This is a genomic window from Polyangium jinanense, assembly GCF_028435265.1.
Taxonomy (GTDB): Bacteria; Myxococcota_A; Polyangia; order Polyangiales; family Polyangiaceae; genus Polyangium; species Polyangium jinanense.
Genome location: NZ_JAGTJK010000016.1, coordinates 93042 through 115170, shown reverse-complemented (window position 1 = coordinate 115170; position 22129 = coordinate 93042). Strand labels below are relative to the sequence as shown.

14 protein-coding genes are annotated in these 22129 nt (G+C 69.5%); 5 read left to right on the top strand and 9 right to left on the bottom strand.

Annotated features, from left to right (window positions below; translation table 11 throughout):
* Window positions 1-46: 46 nt before the first annotated feature.
* From KEG38_RS26760 to KEG38_RS26750, 3 genes are read right to left on the bottom strand one after another with little or no spacing between them, the layout of a single operon-like run.
* Window positions 47-883 carry a lysophospholipid acyltransferase family protein gene (locus KEG38_RS26760; protein ID WP_272422752.1) on the bottom strand — a complete coding sequence of 279 codons (837 nt, stop codon included), beginning with the start codon at window positions 881-883 and terminating at the stop codon, window positions 47-49.
* Window positions 884-904: 21 nt separating this feature from the next.
* A complete protein-coding gene (locus tag KEG38_RS26755) occupies window positions 905-2116 on the bottom strand; it encodes an acetyltransferase domain-containing protein (RefSeq protein ID WP_272422751.1) in 1212 nt (403 codons plus the stop codon).
* Between the two features lie 36 nt (window positions 2117-2152).
* Window positions 2153-2725, bottom strand: coding sequence for a hypothetical protein (locus KEG38_RS26750; RefSeq protein ID WP_272422750.1), 573 nt, complete (start codon window positions 2723-2725; stop codon window positions 2153-2155).
* Window positions 2726-3057: 332 nt separating this feature from the next.
* On the opposite strand from KEG38_RS26750, the gene KEG38_RS26745 reads away from it, so the two are divergent.
* On the top strand, window positions 3058-3399 hold the full coding sequence (locus KEG38_RS26745) for a hypothetical protein (RefSeq protein ID WP_272422749.1): 342 nt from the start codon (window positions 3058-3060) through the stop codon (window positions 3397-3399).
* A 380-nt stretch (window positions 3400-3779) separates the two neighbouring features.
* Window positions 3780-4292 (top strand): hypothetical protein, encoded by a 513-nt coding sequence (locus tag KEG38_RS26740; RefSeq protein WP_272422748.1) that lies wholly within the window; start codon window positions 3780-3782, stop codon window positions 4290-4292.
* A 111-nt stretch (window positions 4293-4403) separates the two neighbouring features.
* Here KEG38_RS26740 and KEG38_RS26735 read toward each other — a convergent pair whose 3' ends face one another.
* From KEG38_RS26735 to KEG38_RS26720, 4 genes are all read right to left on the bottom strand, one after another.
* Entirely contained in the window at window positions 4404-6932 is a 2529-nt protein-coding gene (locus KEG38_RS26735) for a DUF2169 family type VI secretion system accessory protein (RefSeq protein ID WP_272422747.1), read from the bottom strand.
* Between the two features lie 54 nt (window positions 6933-6986).
* Window positions 6987-10136 (bottom strand): serine/threonine-protein kinase, encoded by a 3150-nt coding sequence (locus KEG38_RS26730; RefSeq protein ID WP_272422746.1) that lies wholly within the window; start codon window positions 10134-10136, stop codon window positions 6987-6989.
* Between the two features lie 16 nt (window positions 10137-10152).
* Window positions 10153-10983: a hypothetical protein gene (locus KEG38_RS26725; RefSeq protein WP_272422744.1), complete on the bottom strand. Its 831-nt coding sequence runs from the start codon at window positions 10981-10983 to the stop codon at window positions 10153-10155.
* 345 nt (window positions 10984-11328) lie between these two features.
* The gene (locus tag KEG38_RS26720) at window positions 11329-12984 is read right to left on the bottom strand and encodes a sigma 54-interacting transcriptional regulator (protein WP_272422742.1); all 1656 of its coding nucleotides are present in this window, start codon (window positions 12982-12984) and stop codon (window positions 11329-11331) included.
* 298 nt (window positions 12985-13282) lie between these two features.
* On the opposite strand from KEG38_RS26720, the gene KEG38_RS26715 reads away from it, so the two are divergent.
* Both KEG38_RS26715 and KEG38_RS26710 read left to right on the top strand, forming a co-directional pair.
* Window positions 13283-13900: a hypothetical protein gene (locus KEG38_RS26715; protein WP_272422741.1), complete on the top strand. Its 618-nt coding sequence runs from the start codon at window positions 13283-13285 to the stop codon at window positions 13898-13900.
* Between the two features lie 81 nt (window positions 13901-13981).
* Entirely contained in the window at window positions 13982-16747 is a 2766-nt protein-coding gene (locus KEG38_RS26710) for an nSTAND1 domain-containing NTPase (protein ID WP_272422740.1), read from the top strand.
* A gap of 25 nt (window positions 16748-16772) precedes the next feature.
* Here the strand turns inward: KEG38_RS26710 and KEG38_RS26705 are convergent, their stop codons facing one another.
* Entirely contained in the window at window positions 16773-18068 is a 1296-nt protein-coding gene (locus tag KEG38_RS26705) for a PEGA domain-containing protein (protein WP_272422739.1), read from the bottom strand.
* Entirely contained in the window at window positions 18065-19465 is a 1401-nt protein-coding gene (locus tag KEG38_RS26700) for a sigma 54-interacting transcriptional regulator (RefSeq protein WP_272422738.1), read from the bottom strand. Before KEG38_RS26700 ends, KEG38_RS26705 begins: the two co-directional genes overlap by 4 nt.
* 425 nt (window positions 19466-19890) lie before the next feature.
* Here KEG38_RS26700 and KEG38_RS26695 point away from each other — a divergent pair, with 425 nt between their 5' ends.
* A complete protein-coding gene (locus KEG38_RS26695; RefSeq protein ID WP_272422737.1) occupies window positions 19891-22011 on the top strand; it encodes an RICIN domain-containing protein in 2121 nt (706 codons plus the stop codon).
* The last annotated feature ends 118 nt before the right edge of the window (window positions 22012-22129 follow it).

Sequence of the window (22129 nt, the reverse complement as noted above, 5' to 3'; positions counted from 1 at the left end):
AGCCCCGACCCGCGAACGTGCGAGTTCGTCCGTCCGCGTCAGAGGTTCAGAGGTACAGGCTCGTGCGCGCGGCTCGCCCCTCGTCGAGTAGCTCCGCGATCCGCGCCTTCACGGCTTCCACCTTCGGGATCACCTCGGCGTCCTCCTCGTTGCCCGTGCCCTCGAACCACATCGGCTCGCCGAACCAGATCGAGCAGCGCGCCGGCAAAGGCAGGGGCAGGACCGTCGGCGTGATCGGGAAGTACGGTATGTTGAGGGCACGAGCGAGCGGCTTGATGTCGAAGAACGCCGGGCACGCTTCCTCGCCGCCGACGAACGCGAACGGCGTGATGGGAGAGCGCGTCTTCATCGCCAGGCGCACGAAGCCCGTGCCGAAGTCGACGAGCTTGTACCGATCCTTCCAGAGCTTGCCGCTGCCACGCACGCCCTCCGGGAAGACCATGATGAGCTCGTCGTCTTCGAGCAGGCGCTCGCAATTCTCGGGCAGGCCTGTGACCTGGCCGGCCCGCGTCAGCCACACGTTCACGAGCGGCAAGCGCTGGAAGACCTTCTCGATCATCGCCTTCACCGCCCGCGGCGGGCGCGCGTCGAGCATCATCGCGGTCGCCACCATCATGCCGTCGTAAGCGAGCTGCGACGAGTGGTTGCCGATGAGCAGGCCCCGTCCCTCGGGCACGTGATCGATTCCGTGGACCTCGACCCGGAAATAATGCCGGTAAAACCAGGCCGCGACGTAGAGCGTGCGCTTCGCCGCCGCCGTGGAGAAGCCCCATTTGTCGTACCCGAGCGCGTTCACGGCAGGCGAGACCGCGTCCACGATCTCCGAAAGCTCCCGGGGAATCCGTCGATCCAGCTCCTCGAACAGGCCATCCAGTGCGGTCATCGTGCGTGCCACCTTCCGACGTCAAAGATAACTGAGAAATGCGAGATCCCGCCGCCTTCGCTTGAGCTCCGCGAACCAGCGGCAGAGCGGGTAGAGCGCCGCCACCACGACGAGCGTGGTTCCGTAGACGAAGGGCAAACCATGCTGGGCCTTCGCGGGCAAACCCATGTGTTGCCAGGTGAAGACCTCGTCGCCGTGGATCGCGTAGTGCAGGATCGCGGCGGAGGCATGGGCCAGGAAGAGGTGGAGGATGTAATAAAACAGCGGCGCCCGGCCGAACACGAGCAGGATCCTCTTGCCCGGGAGCTCGCGGCCCTCGAGCGCGCCGAGCGCGACGAGCGCGGGCCCGAGCGTCATGAGCAGGTACGAGAGCGACGGCGGGTACTTGCGGCAATTGAGGAACGAGAGCGTCGTTGCGAGGGCGCTGCCCTGCGAGGTCCAGGGCAAAGGATCGCCGTAGACGTTGAGCCCCCGGACAACCACGAACGAAAGCGTGAGCGCCGCGCCGAGCTTGTAGAGCCACGCGCGGCGCTCGCCCGGCGCCGCCTCGAAGAGCGCGCCGAGGCCATATCCCGCGGCCATGACGCCGATCCACGGCACGAGCGGGTACGCGATGAACACGTAGTGACCCGGTAAGGGCTCGAAAGGTTTGGACGTGTGGAGGATCGACCAGACGACGTCGAGCGCGCTGCCTTTGGCGAAGGAGACGCCGTCGAGGAGGTTGTGCCCGGCGATCATGGCGACGCCGATCGCCGCGACCACACGCACGGGCAGGTGCACGAGGCCGGCGAGCGCGATCATGCTCCAGCCGATCGCCCAGATCACCTGGAGCGGCGTGACGTGGTAGCCGAGGTCGAAGGTCCAGCCGATCCGGATCACCGTGATTTCCAGGAGAACGAGCCAAGCGCCCCGCGTGAGGAGAAACCAGGAGAGCTCGCTCCGGCTCTTGCCACGCGCGGCCTGCAAGTACGCGCTCGTGCCCGCGAGCAGGACGAAGACGGGGGCACAAAAGTGCGTGATCCACCGCGTGAAGAAGAGCGCAGCGCTGGTCTTCGTGAGGTCGATGCGAAAGTCGACCTGCGGGCCCACGAAGTCCCGCACGTGGTCGATCGCCATCAGGATCATGACGAGGCCCCGGAGGACGTCGACCGCGTCGTTCCGCGCCTTTTCAACGGGTTTTGTGGGGTTTTCGGCCGCGCTCGCGCCGTCTACTTCAAGAGACAGGGACGTCACTGGCGCGAGCTTACCAGGGATCCGCGCGAAGGCGGATCACTGGATGCGGAACCGATCGCCGTGGCGGCCGTTGTCGTCGCGCCGGTCGAACACGGTGAACGGGTTGAACCGATTGCCGATGCGCTCGCTGTAGCGGCCCTCGAGCCGCACCATCACGCCGTTCGTCGCGTCCCTCAGCGTGACGTCGTCGTACGTGACGCGGACGAGCACCGGGAAACGATCACGGCCGCAGAAGACGGCCGGATCCGGGGCCTCGAGGGCGATCGAGCCAGTGATGCGGCCCTCGCGATCCGCGCGGAGCGAGATCCGCTCGGCGACGTTCTCGCGCAGGATGCGTCGGTCGCCCTGGCCCCCCGTGACGACGCCGGCCCGGGTCGCGCAGCGATACACGGCCCGGACCTCGGCCCGGAGGTGAATCTCGACGGCCTCCCTTCGCGCCAGGCCAAACTCGCGAAAATCGACGTCGAGTTCGCCCTTGCGATTGATGTCGACCGTGAGGTTCCGGAACACGGGATTCCGTTCGCGTCGCTGGGCCTCCGCGGGTGATGCCGCGAGGAGCGGCGCGGCCGCGAGCGCGGCGAGCATGACGATTCGAATCGTTCGTCCCATGGCGCATTCCTCCTTGCACGCGCGACTCCCGCGCGGCGGGTCTCGACGGACGAAAGCAGGCACGCGCCCGCTTCGTCGCCCCCTTCCCATGAGACCGCCCGCGCGGGAGCGGAAGCGCTCGCCCGGCACGGAGCTGTTACGTGGAGGACTTTTTCTCCCGTCCCCACGACAGTTCCCGTGTTCATGAGCGAGCGCGAGCGTGCTCCGCTCGACAAGCCATTGGCTTTGCCGAAGGATAACCGTGGTGGTTGTATGTGCTCCAACGTAATCGAGGCGCCTGTACGGAAGGGGCGGAGAAGACCACCACGGAGCGAAAACCCACGGAGGCCAACATGAATCGGATCTCGAAGTTTTTCGCGCTGCTCGGGCTCGCGGCGTCGATCGCGTTTGTCGGGACGGGTTGTGTCGCCGGCATCGAGGATCCCGAGGCCGAGCTGGCGATCGCCGACGAGAGCGCGGATCTCGAGACGCTTGGTGCCGACGACGTGAACGAGGCGACGGCGGAGAACCAAGCGGCGCTTTCGTCGCAATCGACCGGCGGCTTCTTCATGTCCATCCTCGGCGCAAGCAGCGGGCGGGGTTCCGGCCCTTCTCGCCGCGGGGGCAGTTCCGCAAGCTTCGCCGGCGTCAGCGGACGCTTCGACGTCGGCGGCGCGCGCGATGGTCGCCCGTAACGACGCACGTCTTCGCGCCATCGGCCCGAGACGGGTGAGACGATGCGGGGCCGATCGACTCCTGGGAGCCCGATCGCGCCCGTACGCACGGGCAGGCAGAGCGCTCACCGAGCCCTGATCACATTCCCATAAAGAAGCCTCGGAGGACGGCCGCAGTATCCGCCCGGCACGGGGGAGGGCCTGCGACGTGGTCGATTTGCCCCGTCCTTGGCAGAACTTCCAATGTTTATCAGCGAGCGCGTGGCCGCCCCGCTCGACGAGGGGTCGCCCGGGCCAAAGAGAAAGCGCGGTGGTCAGATGTGCTCCGGTGAGCGCGGCTCGCCGTGATTGCCGTTGCGTGGACGACCATCGACGAACGGAACCATTTGGGGAGGCCAACAATGAATCAGTTCTCGAAGTTTTTCGCGCTGCTCGGTCTGTCCGCGTCCGTGGCGCTCGTGGGCGCCGGCTGCGCGGCCGAGGTCGAGGATCCCGCGTCCGAGCTGGCCCTCGCGGACGAGGCGAACGACAGCGCGGAGCTCGCCGTGAGCGCGGACGAGACCACGGCCGAGAGCGAAGACGCGCTTTCGGCGGGGGGTCCCGGCTGCGGCTGGGGCGGGGGCGCCTGCGGCGGCGGCGGCGCCATCGTCGGCCCCTACGGCGGCGGCGCCATCGTCGGCCCGGGCGGCGGTGCCGCCATCGTCGGTCCCTACGGCGGCGGCGCCATCGTCGGCCCGGGCGGCGGCGCCATCGTCGGCGGCCCCGGCGCCTGCGGATACGGGCGCGGATTCGACTGTCTCGTCGGCGGCCGTCACTTCATCCGCGGCCCGTACTACGGGCCTTGCGGCGGCTACGGGCGCGGATACTGCGGCTACGGGCACGCAGGCTGGGCGTACGGCCAAGGCCGGTTCTAGGGATGCACGACCGCGCCCCCTCGATTCGAAGCAAAACGTGAACGTGAGCCCGATCGGCCCCCGGGAGCCGGTCGGGTTCGCTTGTTTGTACGAGCGAAGGAAAAACCCCCGTTATCGCCAGCCGTCGATGGACACCACGCGACCGAGCGCGAGGACACGCAGCGCGTTCGGGTGGGATTCGTATTGATCCTGCTGGGCGTGGGCCTCGGCGAGCAGGCGCGCCTTCATCCTGAGCATGAGCGGCAGCTTCATCGCCAGGGTTTGCGGCAGGTACACGGGGACGGTCGTATTTTCGCCTGCGGGGACGCAGAGCGCCCGGATCTGCTCGTCGCCGAAGACGGTGCGCTTCTGGTATTTGCGTTGTTCGAGGAGCACACGCTCGATGTGGGCGTCGAGCTGGCTCACCGTGACGCTGCGCTTCGATTGGCGGAGCGCGTCGCGGAGCTCGCTCGTGACGGCCTCGACATTGGAAGGCGCCTGGAGCAGGGGCGTTTTGAGCACCTCGTTCGCCGCTTCGAGCGCGTCCTTGAGTTTCTTGTTGTCCTCGGTCACGAGCGGGGTGATCGCGGCGACCGCGGCCTTGAGGTGCTCGACCTCGTCGAACGGAAAGCGGAGCTCGCCCGTGAGCATGACGACGGGCGGCGTGAAGCGGCCGGTCTCGCTGATCGATTCGAGCATCGCCCGCTGAATGCCCCGTCCGTCCGTGGGCGTGGCGCGCGTGAGGACGCCGAAGGTGTCGTGCCGATCGCGCGAGGCATTCGGATCGTCGGTGGGGAGGTCGTGCTTGGGATCGAGCGGCTCGAATTCGAGCTCGTCCACGATGGACGGGAACGCGGCGCGAATGCGGGCGACGCCTTGTGGATCGAACCAGAGGAGATCCACGACCTCGGGGCCGAGCCGACGCGAGGGGCGCGCCGGCGGGACGCGGGGGCGCGTGTCGTCCGGGGCGGCGGTGGTGGTGGTGACGGGCGCCGCGACGGGCGTATGCGTGGGCGCGCCAATGACGTTCGTCGAGGCGGAAGCCGCCCAGGGGCTGGTTTCGCGCGGCGGCGACGCGGGAGGCGTCGCGACGTCGAGGGGTTCGCGGCGAGGAACCTCGGCCGGAGGCACGGGCGTCGTCTGCGGGGCCGTGAAGGCCTGCGCGGCCACGACGGCGGCCGGTGGGACCATCGGAGGCGCGACGGGAGGCGCGACAGGCGGCGCGACGGGAGGCGCGACAGGCGGCGCGACGGGCGGCGCGGGCGCCGCGGGGATCGCCGGCACGGGCGGCATCGGGGGGACGACCGGCGCGGCCGCGGGCGGCTGCGAGCCCGGGAAAGGCAGCGGCGCGCGGGGAGGTTGTGTCGGGACGCGGGGCGCCGCGGAGGCGGGCGCGGGCGCGACCGGGGGCGCGACCGGGGGCGGCGCGGACGCACCGCCGCGGGCTCGGCCACGCGCGAGCCACGCCGGGAGCACGCCCTCGGCGCGCGCGAGCTCCTCGGTGGAGAGGACCTCCGTCTCGACGGACTCTTCCTCGAAGATGTGCTGTTCGGCGGGACGAACCGGCTTCGGCGGCGCGGGCTGCGCGGCCTTCGCGGCGGGAGGCGGCGCGGCGGGCACAGGCGGGGCGGGCTGCGCGGCCGGGGTGGGCGCGGACGTCTTTTGCGGGGCGAGCGCGCGGATCAACATCTGCACGTCGTCCCAGCCGAGCTTCTGCCGGGTGTTGCCCATCGCGACGAGGACGCGCCCGCGCTCGTCACGCGAGAGCATCGGCATCTGGCCGCGCCAGGTCACGGTGCAGAGGGCGCGATCCGTATCGATCCAGAGCGCGTCGCCGACGAGATTGAGCTCCTGCGCCCCGCCGCGCGGGCGTTCGACGAATGCCTGCGGGCGCAGGCCCGGCAGGCGTGTCGTGAGGCGCGGATGATCGGGGTGGAGGTGCTCGAGGACGATCTCGAGATCGGGCGTGATCTCGGGGAGGCGCTGATCGGCGGGCGCGGCGTTGAAGTACTCGATCTCGATGTCGTCGGGCAGCGGCCGCGTGTGCCATTCGGCGTGGGAAAAACTCCCGCGGTGGCGGCGGAGGCGGGTTTCGCGTTGCGGCCACCCGGCCGCGATGGGCCCGAAGCCCACGGGCGAGCCGTCGTCTTTCAGCGTGTGTTGCCGGCGCGCCGGGTGCAGGTTCGGCAGGGGTCCGGGCGCGACGGGGATGCCGACCGGGTTCATGGTCCCGGGCCCGCCCTGCGCGCGCTCGTAGCGCAGCGGCATGTGGGTGAACGCGGGGCCGTCGGTGATCTGCGCCTCGCCGGACCAGGTGCGGTCGGCGTGGACCTCGATGGCCTTGTCGAGCGAGCCCACGACCATGCGGGCGAGGAGCGAGCGGCAAGGCTTGTGATGCGCGGCGAACGCGTGCCCGACGAGCGTGACGTCCGCGCCTTTGCGGAAAGGAACGAGGTCGCTCGGCGAGTAAACGCTGCGCCGGGGATCATCGTCCCAGTGGTTGTCGGCGTCGTTGATCGGCTCCTGGCCCGACGAGAGCCGGAGCTCGCCCGGGACCAGCTCGAACGTGGCCTTGCAGACGACGGTGAGCACCCACTCGCGGCTCTGCCTTTGCCAAGGAAGAGAGGCCACGTAGAACGGGCCGAGCGCGACAACCTCCATCCGGCCGACAGTACCACAACGGACGGAAGGGGTGAGGACGAAGGGCGTGGCCGGTCAACGCGCCGCGTTCGGCTTCGCCTCGGCCTCCGCGAGCGCCGCGCCCCGCTCCCGCGCGAGCAGCGGGTTCTCACGGAGCGCGGATTCGAAGAGGGCCCTGGCCTCGCCCCTTCCATGGGTCGCAGCCTCCTCGTCGCCCGACGCACGCGCCTGCGCGAGCCGGAGCGCGCCTTTTGTCGCGAGCGCCGTCGCCATGCGAGGGTTTCGGGCGAGCGCGGCGTCGCAAAGGGCGATTCCGCTCGCGAGATCTCGATCGGCGGGCTGATTTCGCGCGGCGAGCCAGCCCGCGCGTAGCTCGTGAAGCTCGGCGAGCGTCTGGTAGAGGTGCGGATCGGCGCGCTCTTCTGCGAGGAGGCGCCGGAGTGGCTCGATTGCATCCTCGAATGCAGCCGCGTCTGCCCGGCCCTTCGAGACGGCCCAGCGCAGGTCGAGGCGTTTTACGCGCGCCTCGTTCAGGCGAGCGTCCGCGTCCCAAGGCGCCGCCGCGACCAGCGCGCGAAACGACGCGCGTGCCGTTCCGAGCGCCGCCGTCGGATCTTTCCCTTGCCCGACGAGCCACGACGCCTCCGTCATGGCGAGCAATCCCTGGATCTCGCGACTCGCGGACGGAGGCCCGAGCCGCTCCATTTCCCGGACGAACCCCGCCGCGCGCTCGAGCGAAGGGCGCGGATCCCGGCCCGCGCCTTCGGCGTGCGTCGCCTCGATCCAGAGCGCCCACGCCGAGAGGTTCGCCGAGTCGAGGGCGTTCGTCTCGTGGACGGCGGCCGCCGACGCGAGCGCGCTTGCCACGGCGCTCTCCGGCGAACGGCCTTGCCACGCGAGATATTGTGCGCGCCGGAAAAACGCGAGGGCCTTGTTGATGGCCGGGTACGTGAAGCTCGGATCCCGCGCGATGGCCTCGTCACAACGCGCGACGGCGCGCTCGACCGAGGCGCCCGGATCGACGCCGCGTGAGGCCTCGATCCGGGCCCGCTCCGCATAGGAAGAACAAACCTCGTTGTAGGGCCAGAGGAAGCCCGGATCGAGCCGGATGGCCTCCTCGTACGCGGCGACGGCGCGGCCCATGGCTTCCCGCGCGTCGAGCCCTCGACTCATCAGATAAAGAAACTTCGTCCTGTGGGCAGCGCCCACGAGGTAATGCGCCATGGCGTCGTCCGCCCGGACCCGCGCGGCGTCCTCGGCGCGCGTGATCGCCTCCCGGATGATCGGCTCCGGCTCCGTCGTCTCCGGTCCGTGTACGGTGCGGAATGCAAAGATGCTGTGCAGGAGCGCCATCTCGAGCCGCGCCGACGAACGCTGCGCGTCGGCCGCGATGGCCCGATCGCAGGCACGCCTCGCTTTCTCGAAGCTCGGGCGGAGCAATGCGGGCCGCGCGTCCGACGCGAGGACGACCTGGATCCAGAGCTCGCATTCGGCCTCGTGGATGGCCGGATCACTCCGCGCGATCTCGGCCGCCGCCGCGTACGCCGCCGCCGCCGGCTCGAAGGCCAGCATCATCCTGTCGAGATCAAACGCCGCGTCGCGCCGGAATCGACTGCCCTCCGCGAAGAGCGCGTCCCCTTCGAGCTTCTTTGCCTCGTGCAGCCAAGGTGATTGCCGGAACGCCTCGCGCGCCTTTTCGAGCGCGACGTCGTTTTTGCCCTCGTGGAGCGCGATGAGCCCCTCCACGAATGCCGGCGACTCGAACCGCGCCCCGAGCGACGCGCGCAGGTGCGCGAGCGCAGGTTCCTTGTATTCGGCGGCGAGGGACGCAATCCTCGCATCCCTGCGCTCGTGGTCCTGGATCCTCTTCGTCTCCTCGAGCGCCTTTTGATGCAGCTCCACGAGCGCGAGCCCCATCGCATACCAGAGCGCCGGCTGGGTGTATCCCGCGTCGTACGCGTGGCGCAAATGAGAAAGCGCCTCTTCGGGCTCGTGGAGCGCGAGAAACCCTCGCCCGAGCGCATCATGCCCCGGCCCCTCCGCGGCGGGACCGAGCAAGGTCATTCGCCGCTCGATGCCTCGCAGCCGCTGCCGCACGATGTCCCGCTCGCGCTCGATGTCGTGCAGCGGCATCACCTGCGCGTGCCGCAGGAAGAGCTCCATCTCCTTTACGTCCTCGCCGAGCTCCCGCGCGATCGCGGTCCTTTCGGCCGCGGCGCGCCGCTCCCCGAACCAGAGGACGAGAAGGACCGCGGCCGTCACGACGAGCGCCGCCCCGAGCGCGACGCGCGCCTTGTGCCTCCGCGCGGTCTTCCAGAGGACGTACCCAAGTGACGCCCGGCGCGCCTTCACGGGGACGCCGTCGAGGAAACGCGCGAGATCGTCGCCGAACGCCCGCGCGGATTCGTACCTGCGTCCCGGCTCCCGTTCGAGGCATTTCATCACGACGGCCTCGAGGTCCTCCGGCAGCTCGGGGCGGACCTTCCGGAGCGGCGTGGGTTCGTCGAGGAGCAGGCTTTGCAAGACCTCCATCAAGTTGCCCTCGAAGGGCGGCCGCCCCGCGAGCAAATCGTAGAGCGTGGCGCCGAGCGCATACACGTCCGTCCGCCGATCCAGCGCGTGCGGGTCGCCCTCCGCCTGCTCCGGCGCCATGTATCCGGGCGTCCCGGCGAACGAGCAGGTCGTGGATGGGCTCGCCTCGCGTATGTCCCGCGCGATGCCGAAATCGGTGATGTAAGGCTTGCAGGCCCCGTCTTCGCCCCGCTCGACCATGATGTTGTGGGGCTTCACGTCGCGATGGATGATCCCGAGCCGGTGCGCCACGTGGAGGGCCGCCGACACCTGGAGCATGACGCGGACCTTTTCTTCGAGCGTCATCCGGGCGCTCGCGACATCGAGCGGGTCGCCGTCGATGTATTGCATCACGATGTACGGCCTGTCGCCGAGGGCGGCCGCCTCGTACACCTTGCACGCATTCTCGTGCTCGAGCCTCGCCTGCGACCGCGCCTCGCGGAGGAGCTTTCGGTTCGTCTCCGCGTCCGACGCGTGCAGGAACTTGAGCGCCACGTCGCGCCCGAGCTGTTTGTCCCGCGCGCGATACACCGAGCCCATCCCACCACGGCCGAGGAGCACGAGGCCTTCGAATCGCGAGCGCAGCACGACCGGGACGCTCGGCGGCTCCGCGGGCAAAGTGCACGACGTGAGGACGTCCTCGGTCTCCACCATGGCGTTTCTCGCGGCGTTACAGGGGCAGGTGGAGATCGCAGAGCGCCGCCGCTTCGAGCGTCGTCTGGATCGCCGGTTTGCCATTGCAGGTGAAACGTCCGTCCGCCCCCGCGCAGGCGCTCGCCATGTCGTATCGGACCGTCATGCCGCACGTGTTCAGCAAGGAGCCGCAGAGCCGCGTCATCCAGGAGAGCTGGGTGAAGAGCCCGCAGGTCGAGAGCAGGTTGACGCGAGGCCACGCGTGATAGACGGGGGCCTGGTCAGGGCCGGGAATCCGGACTTGCCAGAGCGCCTCCGCAACGGCGAATCCGAGGTCGCCCGCGTTCTCCGTCCCGGCCACGCTGGGGCCCGAGAGAAAAATGGGCACGGAGAAGCCCAGGGGATTCAGGTGCGCGACGATGCACGTGAGCACGTCCTCCTGCGCCGATGTGTCGAGGCCGGCCGTGAGCCACGTGGAGGTGGTGCTCAGAATGCCCTCGCCCTGATAAACCTCATTTTCACGCGTGATTTTCGTCCCCGCGGGCAGGGCGCAGCGCGTCGCATAACGAAACACGTGCCGTCCGCCCCAGGTATCCAGGAGGCCCGTGGCTTCGATCGCGGGATTCACGGCGAATGGATCGGATGGATCGGCTGCGGGGAATGCGAGGGCGGAAAGGAGCTCCATGACATTGGCGTGATAGGCCGCCGGGCTCGCACCGTTGATGCCGCCCGAGCCCGCGGGGCCGCCCTGCAGTTCGAGCGTGGAGCTTTCCGTGAGCGCATCGACGTCGGGAGCCGCTTCGCCGCAGCCGATCGAGAAAAGGAAAGCGCCCAGGGCAAGTGCCCGCGCTCCTCGAACCAAGGACATGACCCCTCCCCTGCCTGGGCGCTCTTGCTGCCCCGGACGTCATGACAACGCAAATGTCTTCACGTTGATTCGTGTTTGCGGTGGCGGGGCGGCGTCGCCCGGCGCACCGCCACGTTATCGGAGCCTAGCTTCGTGACGGGAGGGGGCGCCATGAGAGATTGGTCCCCATGAGGCGTACGGAGCCCCCTTGCGGTCATCGAGGCGCGGCGGAAGCGCAGCGCTACGATGTGTAAAGAAACGCACAACGACTTATCGCGGGAGCGGAAGCGGAGGCAGAGGCGGCAGCGGGATAAGACAGGGCGCTGATATCGCCTCGTACGAGGTCGAGCGTGGACCGCGACGCCTTCAGGGTCGCGCGAGCCCTAGCTCGCGCAGGCGCCGCGCGAGTCCACGCGCGGAGACCTCGAGCCGCTCGGCCATGCGGCGGAGATCCCCGCCGAGCTCCTCCTGACATCGGACGATCTCGTCCATGTCCAGATCCCCAGCGGTGCGGAAGCCGGGAAACCGCTCGATGAGCAAGTACATCGATGCACGCGGGATCCCGAGCTGCTCCGCCGCCGAGGCCAGATCCCATCGGCTCGCGCGGAGCGCCTCCCGGAGCTCCGTCTCCGTCACGTCCGCCGGTTTGCGCCTTCCGCCCATGCGCCCCGCTGGCGCCGCCTCGTTAACCTCGATCCGCTCTCTTGGAAGCGTCGCGTCCCGCATGCTCGCCGGCGCGCAGAGGTCACTCGGCGACGAGAGTTTTCCGAGCGCGCGCTCGATCGCCGGCGTGATCTCGACGCACGGCCGGCCCCGATTGCCGATGACGAGCTGCCGGACCACGTTGCGGAGCTGCCGCACGTTGCCCGGCCAATCGTACTCGGCGAGCCGCACCACGATATTCGGGGGAAGCCACAACTTCTCCCCCGGCGCGGGCGGCGCGAGGCGCTCCGATTCCCCGATCTCTTCAAGCTCTTCGCGGAGAAAATGGACGAAGAGGCGGCCCACGTCGTCGCGGCGCTCGCGCAGCGGCGGGATGCAGATCTCGTAGGCCGCGAGCCGATTGAGCAGCGCCGCGCGGAACGAGCCCGAGGCCACCTTGCCCTCCAGATCTGCATCCGTCGCGGCGATGATGCGGGCGTCCGACTTGCGACTCTGCGCGGCCCCCACGGTCTGCAGCTCGCCGGTCTCGAGCACGCGCAGGAGTGCCACCTGAAGCTCGACGGGCGCTTCGCCAATCTCGTCGAGAAAAAGCGTACCGCCGCGCGCTTGCTCGAAATACCCGACGCGGCGCCCGACCGATCCCGTATAAGCGCCCCGCTCGGCGCCGAACAGCTCGGCAATCGCGAGGGACGGCGCAATGGCGCCCAGGTTGACCGCGACGAAGGGTTTGTCGCGCCTGCGGCTTGCCTGGTGAATGGCGTGCGCGACGAGCTCCTTGCCGGTGCCCGTCTCGCCCCGGAGCAAGATCGGCAGCTCGAGATCGGCCACGCTGCGGATGTCCCAGAACACCCGACGGAGCCCCTCGCTCTCCCCGACGAGCGCGTGCCGCTCCGGATATGCGCTCGTGCCCGGGATGCCGTCGAGCGAGGCCAGTCGATGCAAGAGGAGCACGACGCGATGACCGAGATCGATCACGACGCCCCGTCGCAGGGAGAGATACACGTTGCCCGAGACCCGCTTGCCTCGCAGGGTGACCGAGGTCGTGCTTTCGCCGAGCTCGATCCGCACGCCCCCTTTCCCCACGGGGACGATACGTACGGGTTTTCGGCTCAAGTGTTCGTCGAAGAGCGGCGCGCCGCTCGCCTGCCCGGGAGGGGCGAACACAGGCTCGACGCGCGACACCGCGAAGGAGCCGCCCTCCCCGGTTTCCTCGAGGATCGCGCGCTCACCGACGCGCTCGAGATTCGGGTGGTAGAGGATCGTGAGCGCGAGCCTCGACCCGTCGGCACCGGACTCGGCCGCGGTGCCTTGACCCACGAGTGTGGTCTTCTCGACAGAACGGCTCGGTCCAAGCTGCATGCTCAAGGAATGGTAGGCCGGCACTCACGACATCCGCAAGTCCGACCTCGCTCCCACGCACGCGCCCTGCGTGCGGGTGCGCCGCGACAATCAAGATGGGTGCCAGCGATCCACGCGCTTCGTGGCCCACGAACACGTGGATTGCCACACCGACGCAGGTCTGTCGTCGTCGGCTGACGTCAGCGCGCCGCGGCTGACGTCAGCGCGCCGTGGCTGACGTCAGCCGCCCGGGGCGGAGGCGCAAGGGAGAACTCCTCGGTCGCGGGCGGATCGGCCGGGAGCGTTCTAAGCTCTCGGCATGCACTTCCGTTGCTACCGGATGCGTGTGATCTGCGAAGAATGCGGCTCGAGCTGCTCCGTCGACCAGCCCGCGCTCGGCGTGCGCTGCGTCGCCTGCGGGAGCGATCAGCGGCTCCCCGTCGACTATCTCCGCGAGCACGTCTTCGGACTCACGCTGAAGCAGGTGCTGCCGCTGGCTCCCGGCGAGGAGCGGCCCCTTCTCATGTTCGGCGCCGGCACCCAGTTCTTCGGCATGCTGAGCCTCCGCTCGCCCACCTGCAATGCGTGTGCGACGCCCACCGATCTCTCGCAGCTGCCTCTCGGTAGCACCGGACAGGCGCCCTGCAGGGGATGTGGGGCCATGATGGCCACCTATCCAGCGCCGGCGTGGCTTCGCTCGCTCGGACCACACGCGGAGCAGGTCTTCATCCCCCTGGTCGCCGAGACGCCCCGGTCCCTCCGACCCATCACGCTGGGTTGCCCCGAATGCGGCGCCAAGCTCAAGGTCGGCCCCGGCGATCGACGCATCTTGACGTGCGGCTATTGCGACACCGATGTCTTCCTGCCCGAGGAGGTATGGCGAACGTTTCATCCGGTGAGGAGACGCGCGTCCTTTTTCGTCTGGTTCGAGGAGTAATTTGCGCGAAATCGTTCGATATTGACGGGATAGCATCGATGATGCCATGCATCGAACGCGCTCCCGTCGAGACCCCTGGTCATGGCGCACCTCTCTCCCGCGATTCAGCACCTCCTCGCCCTTCCCGATGCCGAGCGCCGCCTCGGGCCCTTCTTGCTCGTCGAGCAGCTCGGGCGGGGCGGCTTCGCGCCGGTGTGGCTGGCGCGGGAGATCTACGGCGCGACCGAGCTACGCACGGCCGCGGTGAAGCTGTTCGCAATCGGCACCCGCTCGGACGCGAGCGCCTCCGCGGCCGCGCTTCGCCGGCAGATCCTCGAGGAGGCGCGCTCCCTCTGCCAGGTCGAGCACCCGAGCGTCGTGCGCTTCTATTCGCTGCCCATCGACGAAACGCGCGGCGTCATGGGCCTCGCGATGGAGTACGTCGCAGGGTCGCCTCTCGCGCAGCGGATCGCAGCCGAAGGGCGCTTGCCGGTGCCGGAGGTCATCGCCATCGGGATCGCCCTCGCCTCGGCCCTCGCCGCGGTCCACCGCGCCGGGCTGGTCCACCGCGACGTGAAGCCCGCGAACGTGATCGAAGCGGCCGGCGTCCACAAGCTCATCGATTTCGGGATTGCCGCAACCGATGAGCGGAGCGCGCCGCGGACTCGATTCGAGTCGGGTCCCGCAGAGCTCCCCAGCCTGCCGCCGGAGACCACGCGCCTTCGAGGCTCGGCTGAGGACATCACCCGCCCGCTCGAGCTCGGCGATGGCGCGCCCCTCGGCGCGCTCGAGCGATACGGAACGATCGGGTACATCGATCCGGTGGTCTTCGCGACCGGCGCGGGAGCGACGGCGGCGAGTGATCTGTACGCGCTCGGGGCGACGCTCTTCGAGTGCCTCACCGGGCGCCTTCCGGCACGTTCACCGGGTGGCCACGGCTTCTCGGACGCGGTGCTCGACGGCCGCCACCCCGCGCCGCCCGTCGGCGAGCTCGCGCCCGAGGTACCGGAGCCGCTCGCCCGCCTCGTCGACACCCTGCTCGCCCCGGAGCGGGCGGCGCGGCCTCGCTCGGCCGAGCAGACCGCGATCGAGCTTTTGCGGATCCAGGCCGAGCTCGCCGGCCCTTCGCGCGCGCTGCCCCCGGAGGACATCGGCCCGTTCCGCGGCCTCGGGCGCTTCGGAGAGAAGGACCGCGACGTCTATTTCGGCCGATCGAGTGAGATCGCCGCGACGATCGAATCCGTGCGCACGCGCGGACTCGTCGCGCTCGTGGGCCCCTCGGGCAGCGGGAAGAGCAGCCTCGCGCGAGCCGGGGTGCTGCCCCGGGTGGCCGAAGGCGCGCTCGGAGGCTGGCCGCGCGCATGGGACACCGTGATCACCGAGCCTGGCCACGATCCACGCGCGGCGATCGCCGCCGCGCTCAGCAGTTTCGTGCCATGCGCGGGCGCGCTCACGCCCGAGGCGCTCTCTCGGGCGCTCGTCACACGCGCTCGCGAGGCGGAGCGGGGCATCGTGCTCCTCGTCGATCAGCTCGACGAGCTCGTGACGCTCGCCGGAGGCCCGAGCCGAGCGTGGGCGATCGAGCTCCTCGGCCAGCTCGCCGAGCCGGCGCTGCCCGGGGTGCGGGTGATCGTCACCCTGCGGCGCGATTTGCTCGATCCGCTCCTCGCGCTCGCGGGGCTGGGCAAGGCGCTGATCCGCGGCTCGGTCCTGCTCGAACCGATGACGGAGAGTGCCTGGGCAGCGGTGATCGATCAGGGGCTTGGAGCGTACGGCTACGCGCTCGAGGACGAGGCGCTCCGGGAGGAGATCCTCGCCGACGTCCGCCGGATGAGCAGCGCGATGCCGCTCGTGCAGTTCGCGCTCACGGAGCTCTGGGATCGGCGGGATCGGGAGGCGATGCGAATCACGCGGGTAGGGGTCGCGGCGATCGGCGGGATCGCGGGCGCGCTCGAGCGGCATGCCGAGGCGACGCTCGCGGACCTCGGCGCGGAGGTTCGAGGGGCGGAGGCGGGCGCGCGGGCGCTTCTGCTCGCGCTGACGACGCCGCGGGGGACACGGGAGAACCGGAGCCGCCCCGAGCTCGAGCAGGCGGTGGGCCCCGGGGCGACGGAGGTGATCGCCGCCTTCGAGCAGGCGCGGCTCGTGGTCGCCAGCGCCGAAGGGCTGACGCTCGCGCACGAGGCGCTTCTCGCGCAGTGGGGGCGACTCCGGCGCTGGGTGGAGGAGGCGCGCGACGATCGGCTCCTCGCCGAGGAGCTCGAGCAGGACGCGACACGCTGGCGGGAGACCCCGGCGCTCGTTCCGCTGTGGAGCCGGCATCGCCTGGCTTTCGCGGAGGATGTGGTGCGGCGCGAGGCGGCGCGTCCCTCGGCGGACGCGCGGGCTTTCCTCGCTGCCGCGCGGCGGGCCGAACGACGAGCGCGGCTCGTGATCACGGGCGCGGCCCTCGCGGCGCTGGTGATGAGCGCGGGCGCGGGCGCGGCGTACGTGCGCGCCATCCGCGCCAAGGAAGCGGCGACGGAGCTGGCCCTTTCGGAGCAGACGAGAAGCCGGGAGCTGGCCGAGCAGCAAACGCGGGATCTGAGGGCGGCCCAGGACCGGATCGACAAGCTGATGGGCGAGCTCCGGGAGGCGCCGAGCCTGGCCAAACTGCGCGAGCTGGAGCAACGGATGGTGGAGGCCAAGGCGCTGGGGGAGCCGCGCGAGAAGCCGATCGCGGCCGGGAGAGCGAGGCCGGCCGCGAGCGCGGAGACGTCCTTCGCGGCGCCGGCGAGCAGCGCGGCGCCCAGCGCGGCGCCGGCGGACACCGGGGCGGGAGAGGGGCTCACGGTGGAGACGGAGTGGGGCGCGGGCAAGAGCCGCTGATCGATCGAGGGCCGAGGCTCTCCGCTCAAAAGGTGTAGCGAGCCGAAAGGCTCGGCAGCACCACGAACAGCGCCGGGCCGGCCAGGGTCTCGGGTCTGAAGGCGAAAAGGCCGTACCTCGGATCGGAGAACGTTCGATCTTCGGGCCACGCCGGGGGAGCGACGGCGAGCAGCATCATCGCCTCGACGCCCACCGCCAGCGAGAGGTGCTGCCCCACGCGCACGCCCACGCGCACCTCGGGATCGAGGTAGAGGAACCCGCCAAAGCTCGTCGCGCCGAACGGAGCAGCGGCGTTGCTCTCCGCGTCGTTCGCAGTCCACGACCGGACGTCGCTCATCCGTCCGACCATGGCCCCTGCGCCCAAGCGCAGATCGAGGAAAGGCTGCTTTCCGAGCCGTGTCCCCACCCAGATCCCCAGGAGCCCGCCGCTGAGCGTGAGGGTGTCGTCCACGGGCCCCACGGGAGTGCTCGGGGGCGGACGGAGGGGGGTGCGTCGCTCGGTGAGCGTTTGATGCCCAGCGAGGAACCCGGCGGACACGCCGATGTCCAGCGACGCCCCGATCGCGTAGCTGCCGCGCAACACACCGTACCCGCCGAGCGCGGGGGTGGCGTCGCAGCGCTCTGTGCAGCTCTCCATGATCTGGCCGCCGAACGAGGGCGCGATCAGCATCGCCCCCGCGAGCTCGATCCCGAAGCGTCGCGCCGGAGGAGCGGCGGGCAGGGCCGGTCCGGGCGCCGGGGGAGCCTCCGGCACGCGACGCTGCTTGGAAACCGTGATCCGCATAGTCTCCCCCGCGACGACTTCGACGCGCGCCTCGAACGGCAAAAAGCCCTCCTGGAGCACGCGCACCAGGTGGCTGCCCGTCAGCACGCGGAACGGACGTGGAGCGGGGAAGAAGCCCCGGTCGCGCCCATCGATCGCGATCTGCGCCCCTGGCTCGGCCCCCTCGACGGAGATCGCCCCGACCAACTTCGCCAGCTCCGCCGCCTCGCGCTCCGCCGCCTGCCTTTTTTCGGCGGGCAGATCTGGAAAATCGCGGAGCAGCGCCTCGACCTGATCCAGCGCCTCGTCGTAGCGCCCGAGCTTTCGCAGACAGATGGCGGCGTTGTTGATCGCCTGCGGGGTGGGATAGAGCCGCGCCGAGGTCGAGAAGGCCGCGAGCGCATCCGACCACGCGCCCTTCTGGAGCAGCTCGACACCCTGCTCGAACCGGGCGCGGGCCTCGTCCTCCACCCCCTCCCCGGCGGCGTGCGCGCGGGCAGCAAACGTCGTGAGCGAGGCGGCGAGGAAAAGCGCGAGCGATCGCAGGCAGCGCCTCATGTCCGCTTCCGTGGACGCGGCAGCCCGTAGGCCTCGATCTTCGCGATCAGCGTCTGCCGCGAGATGCCGAGCCGCGCCGCCGCCTGCGTCTGGTTCCCCGCGCAGGCCTCCAGCGTCGCGATGATCCGCTCTCGCTCGTCCGCTCGCGCCGCCGCGGGGCGCGACGGAGGAGCGGGCAGGCTCGACGGCGGCGCGGCCTCGCTCGGGATCGCCGCCTGTGCCTTGACACCACTGCCTTGCAACCGGGCGGGCAGGTGCTCCGGCCGCAGCGTCTCCCCCGCACAGAGGACCACCGCGCGCTCGATCGTATTGCGCAGCTCCCGGATGTTCCCCGGCCACGTGTAGCGCTCGAGCTGCGCCAGCGCCTCGCCCGACAGCGCCGGCACCCGGGGTCGATCGAGCTGCGCGCATGCTCGCTCGACGAACGTCCGCGCCAGCGCCGCGATCTCCTCGGCGCGCTCGCGGAGCGGCGGGATCGTGAGCGTGATCCCGTTGAGCCGGAAGAAGAGATCCTGCCGGAACGCCCCGCGCGCCGCTTCGGCCTCCAGATCGCGGTTGGTGGCCGCGATGAAGCGCACGTCGACCGGGCGCGGGTTGCGACCGCCGACGCGGAGCACCTGCCGCTCCTCCAGGACCCGGAGGAGCTTCACCTGCATGGTCATGGGCAGCTCGCCCACTTCGTCCAGGAACACGGTACCGCCGTCGGCCGCCTCGAACAGCCCTGGCTGCGCCTGGAGCGCGCCGGTGAACGCGCCCTTCTCGTGACCGAAAAGCTCGCTCTCGAGGAGCGACTCCGAGAGCGCCGCGCAGTTGAGCCCCACGAAAGGTTTTTTTGCGCGCGGGGAGCGCTGGTGGACGGCCCGGGTGAGCACCTCCTTCCCCACGCCCGTCTCCCCGAGGACGAGCACGCTGAGGTAGCTCCGGGCGGCGAGCGTGGCCTGCGCATAGAGCGCGCGCATCGCGGGGTGGTGAACCACGACCCCGGGCGCGAGCCCGTCGCCCTCCGGGAGCGGCTCGTCCGGCGGGGCCGCGCGGCGAATCACCGTCATCACGGAGCCGAACGTGAGGGTGTCGCCGGGGGTGACTTCCCTCTTCCACGCGGCGATCTGGATCAGCCCCTGGGTCGAGCCGTCCTCCGGCGTCCTTCGTGAGTCGCGCAGGCTGGTGCCGTTGGCGCTGCCGAGATCCTCGACCGAAAGCCCGGGGCCGAGGTGGAGGACCGCGTGCCGGCGCGAGACGGAGGGGTGATCGATGCGAACGTCGTTGCCCTCGGCCCGACCGATGGTGACCCGGCCGCTCGGGGGCAATGGGTGGGCCAGAACGGCGTCGCCGGCGAAGATGACGAGCTCGAGCGCCTCTCCGCGCGGCGCCTTTCCTGCGCTCGGGTCTGGTTGCACGGCGCGATGCTACACCGACCGCGCCGCGTCCCCACCTCGCGGCCGCCCTGGTCGATTCAAAAAGCAAGAGAACGACGCGCCGGCGTGAGATAACACACGCCACCCCAAGACCAGACGCTCGGGTTTACAATCTGCCGGGGAGGTCCCTTTACAAACTGTAAAGGACGACGACTTGTCAAGCCGCCGCGCCTCCCGCCGCCGGCCCACCTGCGCCTGGATACGGTCGGTTCCCCGCGGCAAGCGCGGGGATCCATCGTTGGCCCGCGCCGTGCAATGGCCCTTCGCAGCACACGACGCCACGTCGCGAAGCCTGAAGCTTCGCCCCCGACGCGGCTCGAACAGCGCTTTTCGCCGCCCACTGTCGCGGAGCGACGGTGTCGCGCCTGGTTCAACCCCTCGGCTTACCCGCACACGAGACAACCACCATGAAGCTCTCTCCCTCGACAATCCTCGCCTCCTCGGCTCCTGCCAAGGCCAGCGCGCCTCTCGCGATCGAAATGGCTCTCCCGCGCAGGACGCGGCAAAGAATGCTGGGCAGCCTGGTGGCCCTCGCCAGCGCCTTCGTGCTGACGGGATGCGTGGTCGAGTCCGACCACGACCTCGGCGAAAACGAAGATATCGAGTCCACGGAGCAGGGGCTTTCCGCGAGCACGAGCGCCAGCGCGCCGATCCTCGCCAAGCACAGCAACATGTGCCTGGACGCCTGGAACGCGAACACGAATGACGGCGGAGAGGTCAGGCAGGGAAACTGCAACGGCGGCACCAACCAGAAGCTCCGCCTCGTCCCGGTGGGCGACTCCTATTACAACGTGGTCTTCGAGCACAGCGGCAAGTGCCTGGACGTCCCCCATGGGTACACCTCGGACGGCACCGGGATCCAGCAACATGCCTGCAACGGCGGCGAAAACCAGAAGTTCAAGGTCGTGGACAACTACGACGGGTACCACTGGCTCGTGGCCAAGCACAGCGGCAAGTGCGTCGACGTCGGCGGCGGGAGCATGGATAACGGCGCTGGGATCTACCAATACTCCTGCCATAACGGCGACAACCAGAAGTTCAAGCTGCAAGGCCGCAGGTTCTACAACATCAAGCCCGTCAACAGCGGTCTGTGCTTCGACGTCAACGGCGCGAGCCTGGCGAGCGGCGCGACGATCATGCAGGGCAACTGCCACGGCGGGGACAACCAGCGCTTCGAGCTCTACGCCAAATCGAACGGGTATTACACGATCGTCAACAAGAACAGCGGCAAGTGCGTCGACGTCTACTACGCGAGCACGGCGGACGGCGCCGACGTGAAACAGTCGGAGTGCAACGGCGGCGACAACCAGCTTTTCCAGGCCGTCGACCTCGGCAGCAAGAAATACAACCTCGTGGCCAAGCACAGCGGCAAATGCCTCGACGTCTGGCTGGCGAGCACCGCCAACGCGGCGCCCATCAAGCAGTCGGCTTGCAACGGCGGCGAAAACCAGCAGTTCACGCTGGACGAGCTCGAGGTACCGGAGGGAACCCCCTCCACCCATCCGGTCATCGACAGCTACTCGGGCGAGGAGTACGCGTATGAGGATCTCGCAACGCTCAAGCATGCCGTCGCCCACGATCCGACCATCACCTACAACCTCGCCATGCTGGCGCACATGCTCGGCTTCGCCTGGGCCGGCGGGACGCAGGGCACCGCTGTCGGGCAGGGCTTCGACGTGAGCCCCTCCGGCGACGGCTACGTGCTTCAGGCTCGCTATAACCCGTCCGACCCCTACGCCGGCGGCTACAGGTCGAACGAGCGACTCAAGATCACGCTGTCGGACTTCGGGACCACCCTCAACCCTGCGACCTTCGTCTACGGGCCGGTCGAAATCACGGGTACAGATCAAATCACCAGCGGCAACGTGACCCTTGTCAATGAGACCGATGAGGTGACGAGCATCGGCAAGGAACTCGAATACAAGCTGACGACGACGACCTCGCACTCCGCAGACGTCAGCTTCACCGAAAGCTTCTCTCTCGCGATCGAGAACGAGGCCAAGATCCCGTTCCTCGGCGAGAGCAGCGTGAAGACCGAGTTCGGCTTCGAGTCGTCCCAGGCGTACAACGAGGGGACATCCGAGGAGGAGACGGTGACGCTCACAGATGTGTTCGCGGCACCGGTCCCGCCGCATAGCTCGGTGTTGATCACCTTGATGGTGAACAGGACCAAGTCGCAGATCTCCTACACCGCATCCGCAGGCGTCACGTTCACCGTCTCGTTCACGGGCTTCCTGCGCACCAGCGACAACGCGCGCAGCGACCACCCGACCGATCGGCCGACCATCACGGCGACGTTCGGTAACAAGGCCGCCGGTAAGTCCGGGTTCGAGGACATCCTCGACCAGTACGACCACCGCCAGATTGAGGGCTACTCCTCGTGGGACTGGAACTGGGCCACGACCACCTACGGCGCCGCGATGCGCGATGTGATGCGCTTCAACCGGGGCAGCATCGGCACCACGACGAGCGGGAAGTTCAAACAGGTGAGGGGGATCAGCACCTACATTACCGCCACTCCTCTCTGAGGGTCGCCACCGTCGGGCTCGCACAGGCACAGGCGCCTGCGCGAGCCCGGTCCTCCGCGGGCCAACGGCCCGCCGCACACCTCCCTTGACGCTAGAGCGTGCCCAGCCGTACTGTCCT

Bases quoted from the DNA above. Each gene is read 5' to 3' on its own strand.
- KEG38_RS26740 (WP_272422748.1), top strand. From the start codon at position 3,780: ATGAATCAGTTCTCGAAGTTTTTCGCGCTGCTCGGTCTGTCCGCGTCC.
- KEG38_RS26720 (WP_272422742.1), bottom strand. From the start codon at position 12,984: ATGCAGCTTGGACCGAGCCGTTCTGTCGAGAAGACCACACTCGTGGGT.
- KEG38_RS26735 (WP_272422747.1), bottom strand. From the start codon at position 6,932: ATGGAGGTTGTCGCGCTCGGCCCGTTCTACGTGGCCTCTCTTCCTTGG.
- KEG38_RS26760 (WP_272422752.1), bottom strand. From the start codon at position 883: ATGACCGCACTGGATGGCCTGTTCGAGGAGCTGGATCGACGGATTCCC.
- KEG38_RS26705 (WP_272422739.1), bottom strand. From the start codon at position 18,068: ATGAGGCGCTGCCTGCGATCGCTCGCGCTTTTCCTCGCCGCCTCGCTC.
- KEG38_RS26745 (WP_272422749.1), top strand. From the start codon at position 3,058: ATGAATCGGATCTCGAAGTTTTTCGCGCTGCTCGGGCTCGCGGCGTCG.
- KEG38_RS26715 (WP_272422741.1), top strand. From the start codon at position 13,283: ATGCACTTCCGTTGCTACCGGATGCGTGTGATCTGCGAAGAATGCGGC.
- KEG38_RS26750 (WP_272422750.1), bottom strand. From the start codon at position 2,725: ATGGGACGAACGATTCGAATCGTCATGCTCGCCGCGCTCGCGGCCGCG.
- KEG38_RS26695 (WP_272422737.1), top strand. From the start codon at position 19,891: ATGAAGCTCTCTCCCTCGACAATCCTCGCCTCCTCGGCTCCTGCCAAG.
- KEG38_RS26730 (WP_272422746.1), bottom strand. From the start codon at position 10,136: ATGGTGGAGACCGAGGACGTCCTCACGTCGTGCACTTTGCCCGCGGAG.
- KEG38_RS26710 (WP_272422740.1), top strand. From the start codon at position 13,982: ATGGCGCACCTCTCTCCCGCGATTCAGCACCTCCTCGCCCTTCCCGAT.
- KEG38_RS26725 (WP_272422744.1), bottom strand. From the start codon at position 10,983: ATGTCCTTGGTTCGAGGAGCGCGGGCACTTGCCCTGGGCGCTTTCCTT.